We start from the raw sequence: 17,353 nt of genomic DNA on the forward strand, positions 1-17,353 counted from the left end.
GCCGTCACCGCAGTTCGTCGGCCTCCAGGGCGAGGTAGAGATCCACGCGGTCCTCGGTGCGGCCGACGTCCCGGCCGGTCAGTTCGGTGATCTTGGCCAGCCGGTTGCGCAGGGTGTTGACGTGGACGTGGAGCGCGGCGGCCGTCGCCGCCCACTGCCCGTCGTGATCGAGGAACGCGCGCAGCGTCGTCTCCAGCTCCGTCATCCGCCTGACGTCGTGCTCCCGGACGGGCGCCAGCACGCTGTCGGCGAATCCGCGCAGCGTCTCGGGATCCTGCAGCCCGAGGAGCAGGCGGTGCGTCCCCAGCTCGGTGAAGGTCCGCACCTGGAAGCCGCTCCTGCCTCGCCGCAGGACCCGGCACGTCTCCCGGGAACGGATCAGCGGGTCCCGCAGCAGCGCGGCGTGATCGGCCGTCCCCCCGAGCCCCACCACCGGGCGCCGGTCGGGGAAGCGTTCCTCCACGGCCCTGACCAGGCGTGCCGCCAGCGGCGGCAGTTCGTGCCCGGGCCGTCGCCACGACAGCACCGCCACGACGTCCTGGGTGCCGCCCGCCGCGACGACCGGGATCCCCGCGGCGACGAAGAAGTCTCCGACGAGCTCGGCGAGCCCGGGCAGGGTGGCCGCGTCCCCCCGCGAGAAGGCCACGGCGCACACCGCGAGCGGCCCCTCGGCGTCCACCCCGAACGTGCGGAGCCGCCCGGCGACCTCGGCCCGGCGCCCGCCGGACAGGATCATCTCCAGCAGCTCACTGGCGAAGCGGAGCTCGATCGCCTGCACCGCCTGCTGCCTGGCCACCTCGAGGCTGAGGAACTGCGCCGCCTGTCCCAGCGCGTCGTGCTCGGCCCGGCTCAGGGCGCTCACCGGCCGCAGGCAGACCAGCGCCGCGTCGACGTCGCCGACCGCGCCGACCAGGAAGAGCGTCGCCGAGCCCGCCTCCCCGAGGTCCACCTCCAGCGCCGGCGGGCGGCGGGCCAGGCCCCGGGCCACCGTTTGGAGCCGGGCGGCGTCGAGCTCGGCGCCGGCCGCGGCGAGCAGCCGCCCGGCCCGGTCGACCACGGCGAGCGGCAGGTCGTGATCACGCCGGAGCAGGGCGAGCACGCCGGAGGCGCCCGCGCCACGCGAGATCGCCCCGGCCAGGGCCTCCCCTCTGCGCACCATGCCCACCAGCGCGCTCTGCCGCTCCTCGGCGTACATCGCGGCGGCGGCATGGGACACCGCGGTGAACGGCACGCCCGGCGAGATCTCGATGAGCGGCAGCTCCGCCGCCTCGCAGGCCTCGACCAGCTCCTTCGGCGTGGCCGGGACGCCGGGCCGCAGCCCGAACAGGACACCCGCGGCGCCCGCGCGCCGCACGTTCGCCACGAACTCCTCCGGCGTCGCGTCCTTGAGCCACAGGCCGTTGGTCATGACCAGCTCGCGCTCGCGCAGGTAGGCCGACGGATCGGCCAGCTCGGTGTTGTGCACCCACGCGACCTCCGCGTCCAGTGCCCCCGGAGGGCCGGGGAAGATCACACGGAGTTCGAGAGAGGGGTCCCGCGTCAGCGAACTCAGGGAGAACACGCTATGAACTTATCCTGTGAACCGGGCCATCTCTAGAGGTTCCTCCACTCCCTGCCGGGCCGGGCGCGGTGCTTTCGTGGTCCGCATCACAGATTGAGAGGTGGCCATGCCAGCCCACGACGTCCCCACCATCGAGCAGTCCGACACCGTCCGGTTCGACGCGCACGGCGTCGACCCCATCCCCGCGGCCGCCCGCGACTCCACACCGTGGCAGCAGTTCTGGATCTGGTCCGGGGCCAACATCGCGCCCATCAACTGGGTGCTCGGCGCGCTGGGCATCACGCTCGGGCTGAGTCTGCTGGAGACCCTGGCCGTGGTGGCGGTGGGCAACCTGGCGGGCTGCGCCGTCTTCGGGCTGTTCAACATGATGGGCCACCGCACCGGGGTCAACCAGATGGTGCTCGGGCGCGCCGCCTTCGGCCGCAGGGGCGCGGTGCTGCCCGGGCTCGTGCAGTGCCTGCTGACCATGGGCTGGGTCGGCGTCAACACCTGGGTGGTGCTCGACCTGGTCCTGGCCGTCCTGCGGCAGCTGGGCGTCGACGGGGGCACGGGCCTGCGCTACCTGGTCGCGGCGATCATCATGCTGGTCCAGCTCGGCCTCGCCCTGTACGGCTTCTACGCCATCCGCACCTTCGAGAAGTACACGGTGCCCGCGACCGTACTGATCATGGCGGTCATGACGGTGCTCGCCCTCGGCCAGGCCCACCTGGACTGGACGACGGCCACCGCGACCACCCCGGCAGCCAAGATCACGGCCGTGACCCAGCTGCTCACCGCCATCGGCATCGGCTGGGGCATCACCTGGCTGCCCTATTCCGCGGACTACAGCCGTTTCGTCCGCCCCGGGGCCTCCGGCAAGTCGGTGTTCTGGTCCACCGCGCTCGGCATGTACGTGCCGACGGTGTGGCTGGCGGCGCTCGGCGCCTGCCTGGCCGGCGCGGGCGGCGGCAGCGAGCCGTCCACGCTCGTGATCGGCGCGTTCGGCGTCATGGCCGTGCCCGTCCTTCTTCTGATCATGCACGGCCCTGTCGCCACCAACATCCTCAACCTGTACTCCTGCTCGCTCGCCGCGCTGTCGATCGGCGTCCGCGCGGCCCGGTGGAAGGTCGTCCTGTTCGCCGGCGTGGTCGCCTCGGTCATGCTGGGGATCCTCATCAACGCCGAGAGCTTCGCCCAAGCCTTCGACAACTGGATGGTCTCGATCCTGGTGTGGATCAGCCCGTGGGCGAGCGTCATCCTGGTCGACTTCTTCGTCCTGCGCCGCGGGCGCGTGGACATCCCGTCGCTGTACGGCGGCCCGGGAGCCGTCTCGGTCAACGGCCGGGCGTTGCTGAGCCTCGGCCTCGGCCTGATCGCGGCGTGGAGCTGGGAGTACGGCGTGGTGCCCGCCACCCAGGGCCCGATCGCCCGGGCCCTGGGGAACACCGACTTCTCCTGGCTGTCGGGAGCCGTCGTGGCGGGCGGCCTGTACTACCTGCTCACCCGGGCGCGCAAACCCGGCGCCGTCTCGATCGCGACGGCGGGCGAGACCCCCGTCAGCGGCGGGAAGTAGCCGGCACCGGCCACGTGCCGGCCCGCCCCGGACGGTTCGAGCATTTCCTGGGGGCCTCCACTCCGGAATGCCTGGACCGTCCGGGTTTCTGGCGCATACCCGGGTGCGAACCCGGGACCCTGGCATAAGATGATGAAGATCCTATGGCCGTGACCCTCCCCTTCCGCCTCGTCCGGGCCGCCACGTTCGCCGTGGTGTGCCTCGTGCTGGGCGTGGGGGCGCACGTCCTGGGCGGCGGCACTCTGTCGGCGCCCCACCTGGCCGGCGGTCTGGTGCTGGCGTTCGGCGCGGCGCTGCCCCTGACGGGTCGTGAGCGCACGATCCGCGTGATCCTCCCGCTCCTCGCCGCCGTGCAGGTCGCCCTGCACGTGATGTTCTCCTCGGCGCACACCGGAGCGCACTGGGGGACCGGCGCGCACGTCCACTCGGGGCTCGTGCCGGACATCGGCATGCTGCTCATGCACGGGTGGGCCGTGACGCTCACCGGATTGTGGCTGGCACGCGGCGAGGCCCTGCTGTGGGGGCTGGTGCGACGGCTCGGCGTCCGGCTCCGCCGCCTGCTGGTGGCGTACCTGCACCCGGTGTACGCGCCGGCGTCTCCGGCGGCCTGCGACCCCGAGCCCCCGGTCCTGCGCTCGGCCGTGTTGCGCCACGCGGTGAGCAGGCGTGGTCCGCCTTCGGCGGCCGCCGGCGCCTTCGCCTGACCGTACCGTTCCGGTCGCCGGAGGCGTCGCGGCCGTTTCGATGCCGCCGGGCCGCCGCCGAGGCGCCGCCCGGCCTCGACCTGCCGGGCCGTCTTCCGCCGCCCGGCTCACGAAACCAGCGTGACCTTCCGTGTCCGGCGTGTCCGCGCCGAGGCCGTCTTCGGCGTGCGCCTGCTCCGGACCGCCACAGAAAGGCTCGACCATGCTCGCTCGTCGTCTCGCCCCCGCCGCGCTCGTGCTCGCCACGGCCGCGGCTCTCGCCGGCTGCGGTTCCCCGGCCCCCGCGCCCGCCACCGCCACCCCCGCCGCGGCGCCGTCCACCGCGGCGCCCGCCGCCGCCCCGGCGCTCTCCATCACCGACCCCTGGGTCAAGACCACCAAGAAGGGGATGACGGCCGCGTTCGGCACGCTCGTCAACACCACCGACGCGGAGATCACCGTCGTCTCGGCGTCCTCGCCGGCGTCCCCGAGGATCGAGCTGCACGAGGTCGTCGACTCCGGCGGCAAGATGGTGATGCGGCCCAAGGAGGGCGGCTTCGCCGTCCCGGCGCACGGCACCCATCAGCTCCAGCCCGGCGGCGACCACATCATGCTCATGGGCGTGGGCCAGGAGGTGAAGCCGGGCGCGCAGATCCCGTTCACGCTCACGCTCAAGGACGGCGGGAAGCTGGAGTTCACGGCGGTCGGCAAGGACTTCGCCGGCGGCAAGGAGGACTACCAGCCCGGCATGGACAAGGGCAAGGGCTGAGCGGTGAGGTCCACCCCCGAACATCGCCTCAGCCGCAGGGGACTGCTCGCGGGAGGCGCCGTCACCGCGGTCGGCGCCCTGGCCGCCTGCGCTCCCGACCGGGCCGCCCCCGCGGCGGCCCCGGCCGCCCGTCCCGTCGCCGACGGCTCGGCGGCCGAGGAGTTCCACGGGCCGCACCAGGCCGGTGTCGCCACCCTCCCGCAGGCCCACGCCGTGTTCCTCGGCCTGGACCTGCGGCCGGGCACCGACCGTGAGGCCGTCGTACGGCTGATGCGGCTGCTCACCGACGACGCCCGCCGGCTCACCGCCGGACGACCGGCCCTGGCCGACCTCGAGACCGAACTCGCCGCGCTGCCCGCCCGGCTCACGGTGACCTTCGGTTTCGGCCCCGGGCTGTTCACCGCCGTCAAGGCCGATGATCTGCGGCCCGGGTCGGTGGCCGTGCTGCCGTCCTTCAAGATCGACAAGTTGGAGGAGCACTGGAGTGGCGGGGACCTGCTGGTGCAGATCTGCGCCGACGACGGCCTCGCCCTCGCCCACGCGCTGCGTGTGATCGTCAAGGACGCGCGGGCCTTCGCCACGGTGCGCTGGACGCAGCGCGGCTTCCGTCGCAGCCCCCACACCCAGCCGGCGGGCATGACGCAGCGCAACCTGATGGGGCAGCTGGACGGCACCGTCAACCCCCGGCCGGGCTCGCCGGAGTTCGACAAGGCGGTCTGGGTGAGCGAAGGGCCGTCGTGGCTGCGGGGCGGCACCACGCTGGTGCTCAGGCGTATCCGGATGGAACTGGAGACCTGGGACGCCGTCGACCGGTCGGGCAGGGAGTTCAGCGTCGGGCGCCGCCTGGACGACGGCGCGCCGCTCACCGGCCGGGCCGAGCACGACGAGCCGGACTTCGGCAGGACGGACCCGTCCGGGCTGCCGGTGATCTCCGAGTTCGCCCACATCAGGCGGGCCCGCGTGCCGGACCCCTCGATGCGGATGCTGCGCAGGCCCTACAACTACGACGAGGGCGTCAACGCGGAAGGGAAGTCCGACTCGGGGTTGCTGTTCGCCTCCTACCAGGCCGACATCGCCCGGCAGTACATCCCCGTCCAGCGGAAGCTGGCCGAGCTGGACCTCCTCAACGAATGGACCACCCCTATCGGCTCGGCGGTGTTCGCGATCCCACCCGGATGCGGCCCCACGGGCTGGATCGGCGAAACCCTCCTCGGCTGAGCCGAGGACCGGGCGGAGCGGCCGGGGTCACACCGGATCCGGCCGCTCCGCCCGGCCGGACGTGCCGGGGTGCAGGGCCCGTTGCATCAGCAGGGTGTCGACCCACCGGTCGTGCTTGAAGCCCACGTCCGCCAGACGGCCCGCCTCGCTGAAGCCGAAACGGCGGTGGAGCGCGGCCGAGGCGTCGCTGCCGGTGTCGGCGATCACGGCGATCATCTGGCGCGCACCGGCGGCGGTGGCCCCCGCCAGCAGCGCCTCCAGCAGGGCGCCGCCCAGCCCCTGTCCGGTCCGGCCGGGGGCGAGGTAGATCGAGTCCTCCACGGTGTACCGGTAGGCGGGTTTGGGACGCCACGGGCCGGCGTAGGCGTAGCCGGCGACCTCCCCGGCGGTCTCGGCGACCAGGAAGGGGAGGCCGCGGCGGGTGAGGTCGTCGAGCCGCTGCCCCCAGTCGGCGACGGTCGGCGGCGTCTCCTCGAAGGTGATCACGGTGCCGGCCACGTAGTGCGCGTAGATCTCGGCCACGGCCGTCAGGTCGTCCCGCCGCGCGGGACGGATGGTCGCCTCTGGCATGCCCTCTGCTTTCGCCGGAGTTTGGGGGCGATCTTATCCCGCTGCTCCGCGGTTCCCGTGGGCGGGACCGTCTTGACAGGTGCGCGGTACTGGTCGATTCTGGCGGAAAATGTTAGGAAGCCTTCCTAACAATGCCTCCGCCTTCTCCCCCCGACCCAGCAGGAGGACCGATGAGGTCTCCACACCGGGTGCGCCCACTCGCGGGCGCGCTCGTGGCAGGGCTGCTGCTCAGTCTGCAGGCGGCCCTCCCCGTCTCCGCCGCCCCCACGCGGTACGAGGCGGAGTCGGCCACCATCTCCCAGGGCGCCGTCGAGTCCGACCACACCGGATACTCCGGCACCGGCTTCGTCAACGGCGACAACGTCGCGGGCGGCTACGTCGAGTTCTCCGTCACCGCGGCGACGGCCGGAACGGCCACCATCGGCATCCGGTACGCCAACGGCACGAGCGCGAACCGGCCCGCCGACGTCGCCGTCAACGGGACCGTCGTCTCGGCCGCCCGCGCCTTCGGCGCCACCGCCGACTGGGACACCTGGGCCACCTCGACCCTGACCGCCCCGGTCAAGGCGGGCGCCAACACCATCAGGATCACGGCCACCAGCGCGGGCGGCAACCCCAACCTCGACTACGTCGACGTCGAGGTGGCGGCCCCGAGCCCGGACTACCAGGCCGAGAACGCCACGATCTCCCGGGGCGTCGTCGAGTCCAACCACACCGGGTACACCGGCACCGGGTTCGTCGACTACGACAACGTCACCGGCTCCTACGTCGAGTTCACCGTGAACGCCGCGACCGCCGGCGACTACGCCCTGACCCTGCGGTACGCCAACGGCACCACGGTCGACAGGCCGATGGACGTCACGGTCAACGGCACCGTCGTCTCCTCGGGCGTGTCCTTCCCCGGCACCGGGAACTGGGACACCTGGGCCGGCAAGACCGTGCGAGCCGTCCTGACCGCCGGGGCCAACAAGGTGCGGGCCACCGCCACCACCGCCAACGGCGGGCCCAACCTCGACCGCCTGAGCGCCTCGGCACCGTCGGACACCCAGCCGCCGTCCGCGCCGTCCAACCTGCGCGTCGTGGGCGAGGTCAGGCCCACGTCGGTCGACCTGGCCTGGGACGCCTCGGCCGACAACGTCGGCGTGTCCCAGTACAAGATCTACAACGGCGGGAACGTGCTGGCCGTCGTGGGCGGCAACGTCACGAGCACGACCGTCCCGGGACTCACGCCGAACACGCGCTACGTGCTCAGCGTCCTGGCCTACGACGCGGCCGGGAACGCCTCGCAGGGCAGCGACAACGTCGACGTCACCACGCCGCCGAGCGACGACACCCAGCCGCCCGGCACGCCGCCGAACCTGCACGCCACCAATATCGGGGCGAGCAGCATCACCCTGGCCTGGGACGCCGCCACCGACAACGTCGCCGTCACCGGCTACAACGTGTACCGCGACGGGACGAGGTTCGCCACGGTGCCCGACCTCACCGCCACCGCGGACGGGCTGACGCCGAACACGAGCTACTCCTTCGCCGTCGAGGCGTTCGACGCCAACGGCAACACCTCGTCCCGCAGCGCCGCGATCACCGTCAGGACGGGCACCACCGCGACCGGCGGCGACCCGGTCTACGACAAGGACGTCACCACGCTCGACCTGCCGTGGGGCATCACCTTCCTGCCCGACAAGAGCGCCCTGGTGGCCGAGCGCGACCGGTTCGAGATCGTGCGGGTGACGCTGAGCGGCCAGAAGACCGTCGTCGGCAAGATCACCGAAGCGGTGACCACCGGCGGTGAGGGCGGCCTGCTCGGCCTCGCCGCCTCGCCGAACTTCTCCACCGACCACTACGTCTACGTGATGTACACCTCCTCCTCCGACAACCGCGTGGCCCGGTTCAAGTACGAGAACGGGCAGATCGGCCCCCGCGAGCCGATCGTCACCGGTATCGCCAAGAACAAGTTCCACAACGGCGGCCGGATCAAGTTCGGGCCGGACGGATACCTCTACATCACGACCGGCGAGGGCCAGGTGCCCGACCGGGCGCAGGACCTCAACTCCCTCAACGGCAAGATCCTGCGCGTCACGCCCACCGGCGCCGGCGCGCCCGGCAACCCGTTCCCGAGCGCCCCCCGCGTGTACAGCCTCGGCCACCGCAACCCGCAGGGGCTGGCGTGGGACTCGCAGGGACGGCTGTGGGAGGCCGAGTTCGGCGACAGCACCTGGGACGAGCTCAACCTGATCCAGCCGGGCAAGAACTACGGCTGGCCGAACTGCGAGGGCAAGTGCGGCAACTCGGCGTACGTCAGCCCGGTGCGGCAGTGGGACGTCGCCTCCGCCTCGCCCAGCGGCATCGAGATCGTCAACGACTGGATCTACATGGCGGCCGTCCGCGGTGAGCGCCTGTGGGTCATGAAGATCACCGGCAGTACGACCGACACGCCGAGGGCGTTCTTCAACGGCCGCTGGGGCCGGCTGCGCACCGTCGTCAAGACCCCGGACGGCGGCCTGTGGCTGACCTCGACGAACAACGACAAGAACGGCGGCACGCCGTCCGTGCTCGACAACGTCATCGTGCGGCTGAAGTTCGCGGGCCAGCCGTTCGGCCTGACGAGCGGCTCGTCGGGTTCGAGCTCGACCGTCGCGGCGGTGGAGACCGCCCTCCGGGCGCACGACGTCGCGAGCGTGAAACCGTCCGGCGACTCGAACGCCTCCGCGGGCTGACGGCGACGGCGTGCCGGGCCCCGGCGAAGGGCCGGGCACGCCGCCCGCCGTGCTCAGACGAAGGCGCTGTGCCCGGTGACGGCCTTGCCGACGATGAGCGTGTTCATCTCGCGGCTGCCCTCGAAGGAGTAGATCGCCTCGGCGTCCGCGAAGAACTTCGCGATCTCGTGGTCGAGCACGATGCCGTTCCCGCCGAACAGCTCCCGGGCCCAGGAGACGACCTCGCGCATCCGCGTGGTGGTGAACGCCTTGGCCAGCGCCGCCCGCTCGGGGGTCGCTTCGCCCTCGTCGGCCAGTTGCGCCAGGCGCACCACCACGCCGAACGACGCGGTGACGTTCCCGAGCATCCTCACCAGCAGATCCTGGATCATCTGGAAGCCCGCGATGGGCCGGCCGAACTGCTCCCGCTCACCGGCGTAGCGCAGGGCCAGCTCGTAGGCGCGCACCGACACGCCGAGGGCCTGCCAGGCGACCCCGCCGCGCGTCCTGCGCAGCACGTTGGCGACGTCCCGGAAGCCGTTGACACGCTGCAGGCGATCCTCCTCCCGCACCCGCACGTCGTCCAGCCTGATGTCGGCGTTCTGCACGCTCCGCAGCGCGATCTTGCCCTCGATCTTGCTCGTGGTGAAGCCGGGGGCTCCCTTCTCGACGACGAAGCCTTTCACCCGGCCGTCGGCGACGTCGCGGGCCCACACCACGACCAGGTCGGCGAAGGTGCCGTTGCCGATCCACCGCTTGGCGCCGTTGAGCACCCAGTGGCCGCCCTCGCGGCGCGCGGTGGTGCGCATGCCTCCCGCCACGTCCGAGCCGCCCTCCGGCTCGGTGAGCGCGAAGGCGCCGATCTTGTTCCACTTCACCATGTCGGGCAGCCAGCGGGCGCGCTGGTCGTCGTCGCCGCCCCCGTCGATGCTGCTCATGGCCAGGCCCGCGTGCACACCGTGCGCCACCGCGATGGACGGGTCAACGCGGTTCATCTCCAGCGACACGAAGCCGCTGAACAGCGCCCGCGCGGGCTCGGCGCCGCTGAACGCGGGGGCGGACAGCGCCGCGAGGTCCAGCTCGGCGAACTTCGGGATCACCTCGAACGGGAACTCCGAGGACGCCCACGCCGCGTCGGCGAGCGGCCTGATCTCGCGTTCCAGATACTCACGGATCCCGGCGAGCCTCGCGCGCTCGGCGTCGGTCAGCAGGTCGGCGAAGCCGAAGAAGTCGGGGTCGGTCTTGGCGGCGGAGGTCATCGCACATCACCTGTCACAGGAGAGTCGGAGAAGGTCGTTTCGGGGTCAGGCGGGCCGCGTCCCGGGCAGCTCGGCGAGCACGTCCTCGGTGTCCTGCCCGGGGCGCGGCGCGTGGCGGCGGACGGACGCGGGGGTCGCCGAGAAGCGCATGGGGATGCCGATCACGCGGTACGGCCCCTCGGTGGGGTGCTCGGCGAGGTCCAGGAGGTGGCCCTCACGGACATAGGGGTCCTCGGCCGCCTCCTCCAGGCGCAGCACCGGGCCGAAGGGGATGCTGTGCTTGGCGCACACCTCCGCCCACTCCGCCGTGGTCAGCAGCGGTGTCACCGACTCCACGAGCTCGGACAGGGCGGCGCCGTCCTGCACTGCGTCGACGAAGGCGCCGCCGAGGCGCGGGTCCTCGGCCAGGTCGGGCCGGCCGGCGGCTGCGAACAGGTCCCGGAAGTTCTGGGGAGTGTAGGGGATGATCATGGCCAGGCCGTCTCTGGTGGGGCGGGCGCGGTGGCCTCTGTTCATCGCCGGGGCGTACCCGGTGGGGCCCAGGGCCGGCTCGAACGTCCTGCCCTGCAGGTGCTCGACGAGGTTGAAGGCGATCATCGTGTCGGCCATGGGGATCTCGACGAGCTGCCCCTGTCCGGTGGCGCGCTGGTGGACCAGCGCGGCCAGGACGCTGTAGGCGATGGTCAGGGCCGAGACCTTGTCGGCCAGGATGGTGGGCAGCACCACCGGCTCGCCGAGGTCGCCGGCGCGGGCGGCCATGTCGATCATGCCGGACGCGGCCTGGATGGTCTCGTCGTAGGCGGCCAGCTCCGCCCGGTCGGAGTCGGGACGGAACCCCTGCGCGTGCGCGTAGACGAGCCGGGGGAACCGCTCGCGCAACGACTCGTGGTCCATCCCGAGCCTGCGCAGCGCGCCGATCCGCATGTTGGTGATGAGGATGTCGGCCGCGCCGATCAGCTCCAGCGCCCGCTCACGACCGGTGTCGTCCTTGAGGTCCAGCCGGACGCTGCGCTTGTTGCGGTTGACGTTGAGGTGCAGGGACGTCATGCCGGGGCTGCGGCGCATCGTGCCGGCGTGGACGACGTCCCGGGGCGACTCGATCTTGACGACGTCCGCGCCCAGATCGCCGAGGATCTGCGCGGCGTACGGGCCCATCACCACCGTCGACATGTCGATGACCCGCACCCCCGCCAGGGGGCCGGTGGCCGTCCGGCCGGGGCCCTGTGTTCTCGGCATCGTGACTCCTGGAATAACACCGACGTCGCCGTCGTGCGCTTTCTGGTTCCTACGATTTCGACGGTACCGCCCGAACTTCAGCAATGCTGACTATCGGCTGTGCCGATTGGAGAAAGGCGGCGTGACCGCGCCGGTCACGCCGGGGCGTCCGTGAAGGGGGGCATGAAGATCTCCTGCGCCCGCTCGACGACTTCGCGCACGTCAGCGTCTTGATCGAATCTGTCCGAGCGCCACACGAGGCCGGTGGCGAGCGCGGGGCGGAAATCGGAGAACGGCAGCATTACGTTCTGCTCATCCCGGTATTTCTGCATGGTGCTTTCGGGATCGAGCATCGAAACGGCGAAAGCCGACCCTCCGGCGATGATTTCCCCGACGCTCGCGTAATCGGCGGACTTCAACTGGACACGTTTCTTTATCCCGGCGGAGGAGAGCCATTCGTCGATCTGCCGGAAATAGGCCGGCGCCGTTCCGGGAGCGGGGAGCACGTAGGCGTGGTCCCTGAGCTCGGCCAGGGAGACCGACGTGCGCGAGCCGAACTCCGCCGCAGGCAGCAGCGCGCCGAGCGGCTCGGAGAACACCTCCCGCACCGCGAGCCCGGCGCCGTGCACGGGGAGGCGGGCCAGGGCCAGGGCCAGTTCGCCCCGCTCGACCCCGCGCACCAGGTCGTCGGTCACCCCCGGCCACCGCCTGATCGTGTGCCGCCCCGCGCAGCGGCACTCCAGCTCCCGGAGCCTCTCCCGCAGCCGCGTGTGCAGGCCCGGGGGGACGCCGACGAGCACGGCCACCGGTTCCTCGCCGGTGGCCTGTCGCAGCCGCCAAGGAATGTCGTCGACGCGGCCGAGGATCTCCTTGGCCAGGGGGAGCAGCGCGGCGCCGGCCTCGGTCAGCCGGACGTGGTGGGAGTCGCGTTCGAACAGGGCGGTACCGAGCTCGCGTTCCAGATCACGCACCCGGCGGCTCAGGGGGGAGGTGGCCATGTGCAACCGCCGCGCCGCCTCGGAGAAGTTCAGCTGCTCGGCGACGGCGACGAAATAGCGTAAGTGGTACACCTCCATCAGCAGCGATGCTACTCAGCACCCACCCGGCGGCCGGGGCCGGGCCGGTGGCGGTCACACCAGGGCGTGCCCGTGGGCGGTGACGAGCGGCGCGAGGTCGGGCGTGCCGAAGTGCTCGCGCAGCCGCCCGAAGGCCGCGACCTTCTCCTCGCCGAAGCGCCGGACCTGCCGGGCGTAGGAGGAGGCGGAGACGAACGTCGGCGGGGTCGTCTTGCTGTGGAACTTGTCGGCGTACATCACCAGCCGCTCTTCGCCCGACACCGCCAGGTAGTCGCCCGGGGGGAGCGGGAGCCCCTGCCGGCGGACGTCCTCACGCGTGAGGCCCATGCCGGTGTGGCACGAGCAGAACCGGCAGATCTCCTCCGGGAACCCCTCCTCCCGGAGCAGCTCGTGCCCGAGCACGCCGTGACGCACGTAGCGGGCGTGGTCGAGGTTCCCCTCGGCGTCGTAGAGCCGGTAGACGCCGATGTCGTGGAGCAGGCAGCCGGCGCGCACCAGCTCGGCGTCGAGGCCGAGGCCGTCGCGGGCGAGGAGCTGTTCGGCGATCGAGCAGACGATCCGGCAGTGGGTGTGCACGAGCTCGAACGCCTCCCGGGTGGGCGCGTGCTTCTCGTGCAGCCGGCGAATCTCGTCGTCCCCGGGAATCCGCACGCCGGGGAGCCTACCAAGCATCGCCGGCGACCCTCGCCCTAATGGACAGCCTGGACTGTTCAGTCTGGATTGCACAGTCTGGGCTGAAGAGTTAGGGTCGGCGCGTGAGCGAACGGCGTGACGAGGTCTCGGAGTCGGCGGAACGGGCGGCGCGGGACGCCTGGGTGGCGGTCGGCCGCCTGGTGCGCAGGCTCAGGGAGCTGGCCGTCGAAGGGGAGCTCAGCGCCGGCCAGGTGTCCGTCCTGACCCGGCTGGACAAGCACGGCCCGGCGTCGGCCAGCGAGCTGGCGGCGGCCGAGCGCGTGCGTCCGCAGTCGATGGCGAAGATGGTCATGGGCCTGGAGGAGGCCGGCCTGGTGGAGCGGCACCCCGATCCGCAGGACGGGCGCCGCCGCCTGGTGACCTTGACCGGGCGGGGGCTCGAGCGGCGGCTGGACGTCCGGCGCGCCCGCGAGGCGTGGCTGGCGCGGGCGCTGCAGGAGCGGTGCAGCGAGCGGCAGCTCCAGATGATCACCGAGGTCATGGCCCTGCTGGACGAGGTGGCGCAGTCATGACGTGGCTCCGGGCCCGCGCTCGCCCGGACGGCGGCACCGGGTCCGGAGCCGCCGGCGCAGGCCCGGAGAGCGACGACACCCGCCCGGACGGCGGCACGGGGACCGGGGCCGCCGGTGCGGACCCGCACGGCGACGACGTCCGCCCGGACGGCGGTGCGGCCGGGCCGGCGAGCCCGGGGCTGGGGGTGGGCCGTCGCCGCGGCGCCGGGCGCGGGCCACGGCGGGACGGGGCGTTCGACCGGCGTCTCATCACGCCGATGGTCCTCGGGTCGATCCTGAACCCGGTCAACTCCTCGATGCTGGCCGTGGCGCTGGTCCCCATCGGACACTCGTTCGGCGTCTCGCCCGCGCGGACCGCGTGGCTGGTGTCCGCGCTGTACCTGGCCACGGCGGTCGGGCAGCCGGTCATCGGCCGGCTGGTGGACACCTACGGCCCGCGGCCGCTGTACCTGGCGGGCACGTCCCTGGTCGGCGTCGCCGGCCTGACGGGCGTCCTGGCTCCCCACCTCGGCGTGCTGGTCGTCTCCCGGGTGCTGCTCGGGCTCGGCACCTCGGCCGCCTACCCGGCGTCGATGTTCCTGCTGCGCGCCGAGTCCGAACGCACCGGGGTGCGCAGCCCGAGCGGCATCCTGGCCGCCCTGTCGATCTCCGGCCAGGTCGTCGCGGTCGTCGGCCCGACCCTCGGAGGGTTGCTCATCGGGGCCGGAGGCTGGCGGCTGATCTTCGGCGTCAACGTGCCGCTGTCGGCGGCCTGCCTGGTGCTGGGCGCGCTGTACCTGCCCCGGCGCCGGGCTCTCACGCGGTCGGCCCCCGGCCGCGCGGAGGGCGTGGACGTCCCGGGCATGGCCCTGTTCGCGGGCACGCTGACGCCGTTCATGCTGTTCCTGATGGCGCCGGCCGCGGACCACGCCCACCTCCTGGCGATCACCGTGGTCGCGGCGGCCTGCTTCGCCGTGTGGGAGCTGCGGGCCGCCCGGCCGTTCCTCGACCTGCGGGTGCTGCGCGGCAACCCGGCCCTGCTGGCCACCTACGTGCGGCAACTGCTGGCCTACACCACCGGCTACGCGTTCCTGTACGGGTTCACGCAGTGGCTGGAGGAGGGGCGCTCGCTGAGCCCGTCGGCGGCCGGGTTGCTGCTGTTGCCGATGTCGGGGGCGGCCGTCGCCGTGACGGCCCTGACCGGGCGCCGGGCCGAGGTGCGCGGCAAGCTCGTCACCGGCGCCGTGGTGCAGGTCGCCGGCTGCGCGGCACTGCTGGCGGCCGCCCCCTCCAGCCCCGTCTGGCTGCTGGCGCTCGTCGGCGTGCTCGCCGGCGTTCCGCAGGGCCTCAACGGCCTGGCCAACCAGAACGCGCTGTACGCCCAGGCCGATCCCGCCCGGATGGGCTCCTCGGCCGGGCTGCTGCGCACCTTCACCTACCTCGGCGCGGTGCTGGCCCCGGCGGCCGACGCCGCGTTCTTCCGCGAGGGGGCCACCACGGGCGGACTGCACCGGCTGAGCCTGCTGCTGCTGGCTGTCGCGGTGCCGCTCCTGGCCGTCACCCTCGCCGACCGTTCACTGCGCCGCGTCGGCCGTCCCGGCGCCGCGGCGTCCGACACCGGAAAGAAGGACACGGCGATGGCCGTCACCACCCTCGACCCCCGCAGCGCGCTGGTCGTCATCGATTTGCAGAACGGCGTGCTGGCCGCGTCCGGCAGCCCGCACCCCACCTCCGAGGTGCTCACCCGCACGGTCGAGCTGGCCGAGGCGTTCCGCGCCCGCGAACTCCCGGTGGTCCTGGTGCGCGTCACCTTCGCGCCCGACGGCTCCGACGCCCCGCCCGGACGCAGCGAGGTCTCCCGCCCCGCCGGGGCCCGGCCCGCCGGATGGGACGAGCTGGCCGGCGAGCTGGCGGGGCACCCGGAGGACATCGTCGTCACCAAGCGCAACTGGTCGGCCTTCTACGGCACCGACCTGGACCTGCAGCTGCGCCGCCGCGGCGTCACGCAGATCGTGCTCACCGGGGTGGCGACCAGCATCGGCGTCGAGTCCACCGCCCGCGCCGCCCACGAGCACGGCTACCACGTCACCCTGGCCACCGACGCCATGACCGACCTGGACGGCGACGCCCACCGCCACAGCGTCGAGAAGATCTTCCCCCGCCTGGGCGAGACCGGCACCACCGCCGACATCCTCGGCCTGCTGGCCAAGACCCACGCCTGAGCCCCGGGTCCGCCCTTCACAGGTCGGCGGGTGCGGCCGCTCGTGGGGCACCGGCCCCGGCGGCTGACGATCTCCTGGTACCTCGTTGCTGGATCGTTATCAGGGCGTGTGCACAAAAGGAGCTTTTCGGTTGTCTCACGTATGGAACGCATCCCCGCGCATCACCTGCGTAAGGCCATATGAGGAGTACGACCGTGAACACCCCCAAGCGGACGGCCTACGTCTCGCTCGCCCTTGTCGCCGCCGCCTCGGTCGCGGCCTGTTCGGCCGAGGGCGCCCCGTCCGCACGGTCCGCGCCCGCCGGCGTCACGGCGCAGGCCGGCACCGCGCAGCCCGGGGGAGGGACGACGCCGAAGGGCGCCCGCGTCCACCCCGTCCACCTGCGCGCGGCGGCGATCGGCATCGCCGATATCACGCCGATGGGCGACGACGTCGAGAAGATCGGCGTCGGTTCGCCGATCATCGTCACCTTCGACAAGCAGGTGGCCGACCGGGCCGCGGTGGAGGCGGTGCTGCAGGTCCAGGCCGACAAGCCCGTCGAGGGCGCCTGGCGCTGGATCGCCCCCAACAAGGTCGTCTACCGCACCAAGACGTACTGGAAGCCGCACCAGAAGGTCCTCTTCACCGCGCGTCTGAGCCAGATCCCCGGCAACCAGGGCGCCAAGGACGTCACCCGGCGCTTCGCGATCGGCACCGCCAACATCGCACTGGTGGACACCCGCAGGCACGTCATGAAGGTCCGCCGCGACGGCAAGCTCGCCAAGACCATCCCGATCAGCGCGGGCCGCGGCGGCCTGGTGCGCAACGGGGTCGACCTCTACCTGACCACCAGCGGCGTCCACCTGGCCATGGGCAAGAAGAAGGTGGAGACCATGACGTCCGGGTGGATGGGCGTCACCGACCCCAAGGACCCGCTGTACTACAAGCTGGAGATCCCCTGGGCGGTCCGGATCTCCGACAGCGGCGAGTACGTCCACCAGAGCGCGGGCGACTTCCAGTTCCTCGGCAGGTCCAACCAGAGCCACGGCTGCGTGCGGGCGACCCCCGCCGGGGCCAAGTGGTTCTACGGCATCGCCCAGCGCGGCGACGTGGTCCAGGTCACCGGCACCAAGCGCAAGCTCGACTGGCGCAACGGCTGGAGCTTCTGGCAGCTCAGCTGGACCGAGTGGAAGAAGGGCAGCGCCCTGCCGAACGGCGTCCCGACCCCCGCGCCGACCCCCACGCAGGACACCGAGAGCTGACGAGCGGGGGTGCGGGGGCCGCCCCCGCACCCCTGTGACGCGGCCAGGGGTGCCGGCGCCGGCGCCCGATCTCCCGCCCGCCGTCCCCGCATTCGCCCGTGGCGAAG

The 17,353-nt window shown here is 72.5% G+C and carries 14 protein-coding genes; 8 read left to right on the plus strand and 6 right to left on the minus strand.

What is annotated here, in order from left to right:
* Positions 1-4: 4 nt before the first annotated feature.
* Complete coding sequence (locus KIK05_RS29390) at positions 5-1,561, minus strand: PucR family transcriptional regulator (protein ID WP_214414109.1); 1,557 nt, start codon at positions 1,559-1,561, stop codon at positions 5-7.
* A gap of 106 nt (positions 1,562-1,667) precedes the next feature.
* Here KIK05_RS29390 and KIK05_RS29395 point away from each other — a divergent pair, with 106 nt between their 5' ends.
* The 4 genes from KIK05_RS29395 to KIK05_RS29410 all read left to right on the plus strand — a co-directional run bounded on the left by KIK05_RS29395 (position 1,668) and on the right by KIK05_RS29410 (position 5,783).
* Complete coding sequence (locus KIK05_RS29395; protein ID WP_214414110.1) at positions 1,668-3,113, plus strand: purine-cytosine permease family protein; 1,446 nt, start codon at positions 1,668-1,670, stop codon at positions 3,111-3,113.
* A gap of 149 nt (positions 3,114-3,262) precedes the next feature.
* The gene (locus KIK05_RS29400; RefSeq protein ID WP_214414111.1) at positions 3,263-3,817 is read left to right on the plus strand and encodes an MFS transporter; all 555 of its coding nucleotides are present in this window, start codon (positions 3,263-3,265) and stop codon (positions 3,815-3,817) included.
* Positions 3,818-4,019: 202 nt separating this feature from the next.
* Positions 4,020-4,565, plus strand: a complete 546-nt coding sequence (locus KIK05_RS29405) for a copper chaperone PCu(A)C (RefSeq protein WP_214414112.1) — start codon at positions 4,020-4,022, stop codon at positions 4,563-4,565.
* A 3-nt stretch (positions 4,566-4,568) separates the two neighbouring features.
* On the plus strand, positions 4,569-5,783 hold the full coding sequence (locus KIK05_RS29410; RefSeq protein WP_214414113.1) for a Dyp-type peroxidase: 1,215 nt from the start codon (positions 4,569-4,571) through the stop codon (positions 5,781-5,783).
* Positions 5,784-5,810: 27 nt separating this feature from the next.
* Here KIK05_RS29410 and KIK05_RS29415 read toward each other — a convergent pair whose 3' ends face one another.
* Positions 5,811-6,353 carry a GNAT family N-acetyltransferase gene (locus KIK05_RS29415; protein WP_214414114.1) on the minus strand — a complete coding sequence of 181 codons (543 nt, stop codon included), beginning with the start codon at positions 6,351-6,353 and terminating at the stop codon, positions 5,811-5,813.
* Positions 6,354-6,523: 170 nt separating this feature from the next.
* On the opposite strand from KIK05_RS29415, the gene KIK05_RS29420 reads away from it, so the two are divergent.
* Positions 6,524-9,070: a PQQ-dependent sugar dehydrogenase gene (locus KIK05_RS29420; RefSeq protein ID WP_214414115.1), complete on the plus strand. Its 2,547-nt coding sequence runs from the start codon at positions 6,524-6,526 to the stop codon at positions 9,068-9,070.
* A gap of 53 nt (positions 9,071-9,123) precedes the next feature.
* On the opposite strand, the gene KIK05_RS29425 is transcribed toward KIK05_RS29420, so the two are convergent.
* From KIK05_RS29425 to KIK05_RS29440, 4 genes are all read right to left on the minus strand, one after another.
* Positions 9,124-10,308 carry an acyl-CoA dehydrogenase family protein gene (locus tag KIK05_RS29425; RefSeq protein ID WP_214414116.1) on the minus strand — a complete coding sequence of 395 codons (1,185 nt, stop codon included), beginning with the start codon at positions 10,306-10,308 and terminating at the stop codon, positions 9,124-9,126.
* A gap of 45 nt (positions 10,309-10,353) precedes the next feature.
* Positions 10,354-11,544, minus strand: a complete 1,191-nt coding sequence (locus tag KIK05_RS29430) for a CaiB/BaiF CoA transferase family protein (protein ID WP_214414117.1) — start codon at positions 11,542-11,544, stop codon at positions 10,354-10,356.
* A gap of 134 nt (positions 11,545-11,678) precedes the next feature.
* On the minus strand, positions 11,679-12,599 hold the full coding sequence (locus KIK05_RS29435) for a LysR family transcriptional regulator (RefSeq protein ID WP_214414118.1): 921 nt from the start codon (positions 12,597-12,599) through the stop codon (positions 11,679-11,681).
* 54 nt (positions 12,600-12,653) lie between these two features.
* Positions 12,654-13,250, minus strand: a complete 597-nt coding sequence (locus KIK05_RS29440) for an HD domain-containing protein (RefSeq protein WP_214414119.1) — start codon at positions 13,248-13,250, stop codon at positions 12,654-12,656.
* Positions 13,251-13,354: 104 nt separating this feature from the next.
* On the opposite strand from KIK05_RS29440, the gene KIK05_RS29445 reads away from it, so the two are divergent.
* The 3 genes from KIK05_RS29445 (at position 13,355) to KIK05_RS29455 (ending at position 17,246) form a co-directional block, all read left to right on the plus strand.
* Complete coding sequence (locus tag KIK05_RS29445; protein WP_214414120.1) at positions 13,355-13,804, plus strand: MarR family winged helix-turn-helix transcriptional regulator; 450 nt, start codon at positions 13,355-13,357, stop codon at positions 13,802-13,804.
* Entirely contained in the window at positions 13,801-16,005 is a 2,205-nt protein-coding gene (locus tag KIK05_RS29450; protein WP_214414121.1) for an isochorismatase family protein, read from the plus strand. The genes KIK05_RS29445 and KIK05_RS29450 overlap by 4 nt, the downstream gene beginning before the upstream one ends.
* Positions 16,006-16,199: 194 nt before the next feature.
* On the plus strand, positions 16,200-17,246 hold the full coding sequence (locus tag KIK05_RS29455) for a L,D-transpeptidase (RefSeq protein WP_214414122.1): 1,047 nt from the start codon (positions 16,200-16,202) through the stop codon (positions 17,244-17,246).
* Positions 17,247-17,353 lie beyond the last annotated feature (107 nt).

Origin of the sequence: Sphaerisporangium fuscum (genome assembly GCF_018531465.1) — a bacterium.
Taxonomy (GTDB): domain Bacteria; phylum Actinomycetota; class Actinomycetes; order Streptosporangiales; family Streptosporangiaceae; genus Sphaerisporangium; species Sphaerisporangium fuscum.

Excerpts from the sequence above, each read along its gene's own strand:
- KIK05_RS29395 (WP_214414110.1), top strand. The coding sequence starts at position 1,668 with ATGCCAGCCCACGACGTCCCCACCATCGAGCAGTCCGACACCGTCCGG.
- KIK05_RS29405 (WP_214414112.1), top strand. The coding sequence starts at position 4,020 with ATGCTCGCTCGTCGTCTCGCCCCCGCCGCGCTCGTGCTCGCCACGGCC.
- KIK05_RS29415 (WP_214414114.1), bottom strand. The coding sequence starts at position 6,353 with ATGCCAGAGGCGACCATCCGTCCCGCGCGGCGGGACGACCTGACGGCC.
- KIK05_RS29420 (WP_214414115.1), top strand. The coding sequence starts at position 6,524 with ATGAGGTCTCCACACCGGGTGCGCCCACTCGCGGGCGCGCTCGTGGCA.
- KIK05_RS29425 (WP_214414116.1), bottom strand. The coding sequence starts at position 10,308 with ATGACCTCCGCCGCCAAGACCGACCCCGACTTCTTCGGCTTCGCCGAC.
- KIK05_RS29430 (WP_214414117.1), bottom strand. The coding sequence starts at position 11,544 with ATGCCGAGAACACAGGGCCCCGGCCGGACGGCCACCGGCCCCCTGGCG.
- KIK05_RS29435 (WP_214414118.1), bottom strand. The coding sequence starts at position 12,599 with ATGGAGGTGTACCACTTACGCTATTTCGTCGCCGTCGCCGAGCAGCTG.
- KIK05_RS29450 (WP_214414121.1), top strand. The coding sequence starts at position 13,801 with ATGACGTGGCTCCGGGCCCGCGCTCGCCCGGACGGCGGCACCGGGTCC.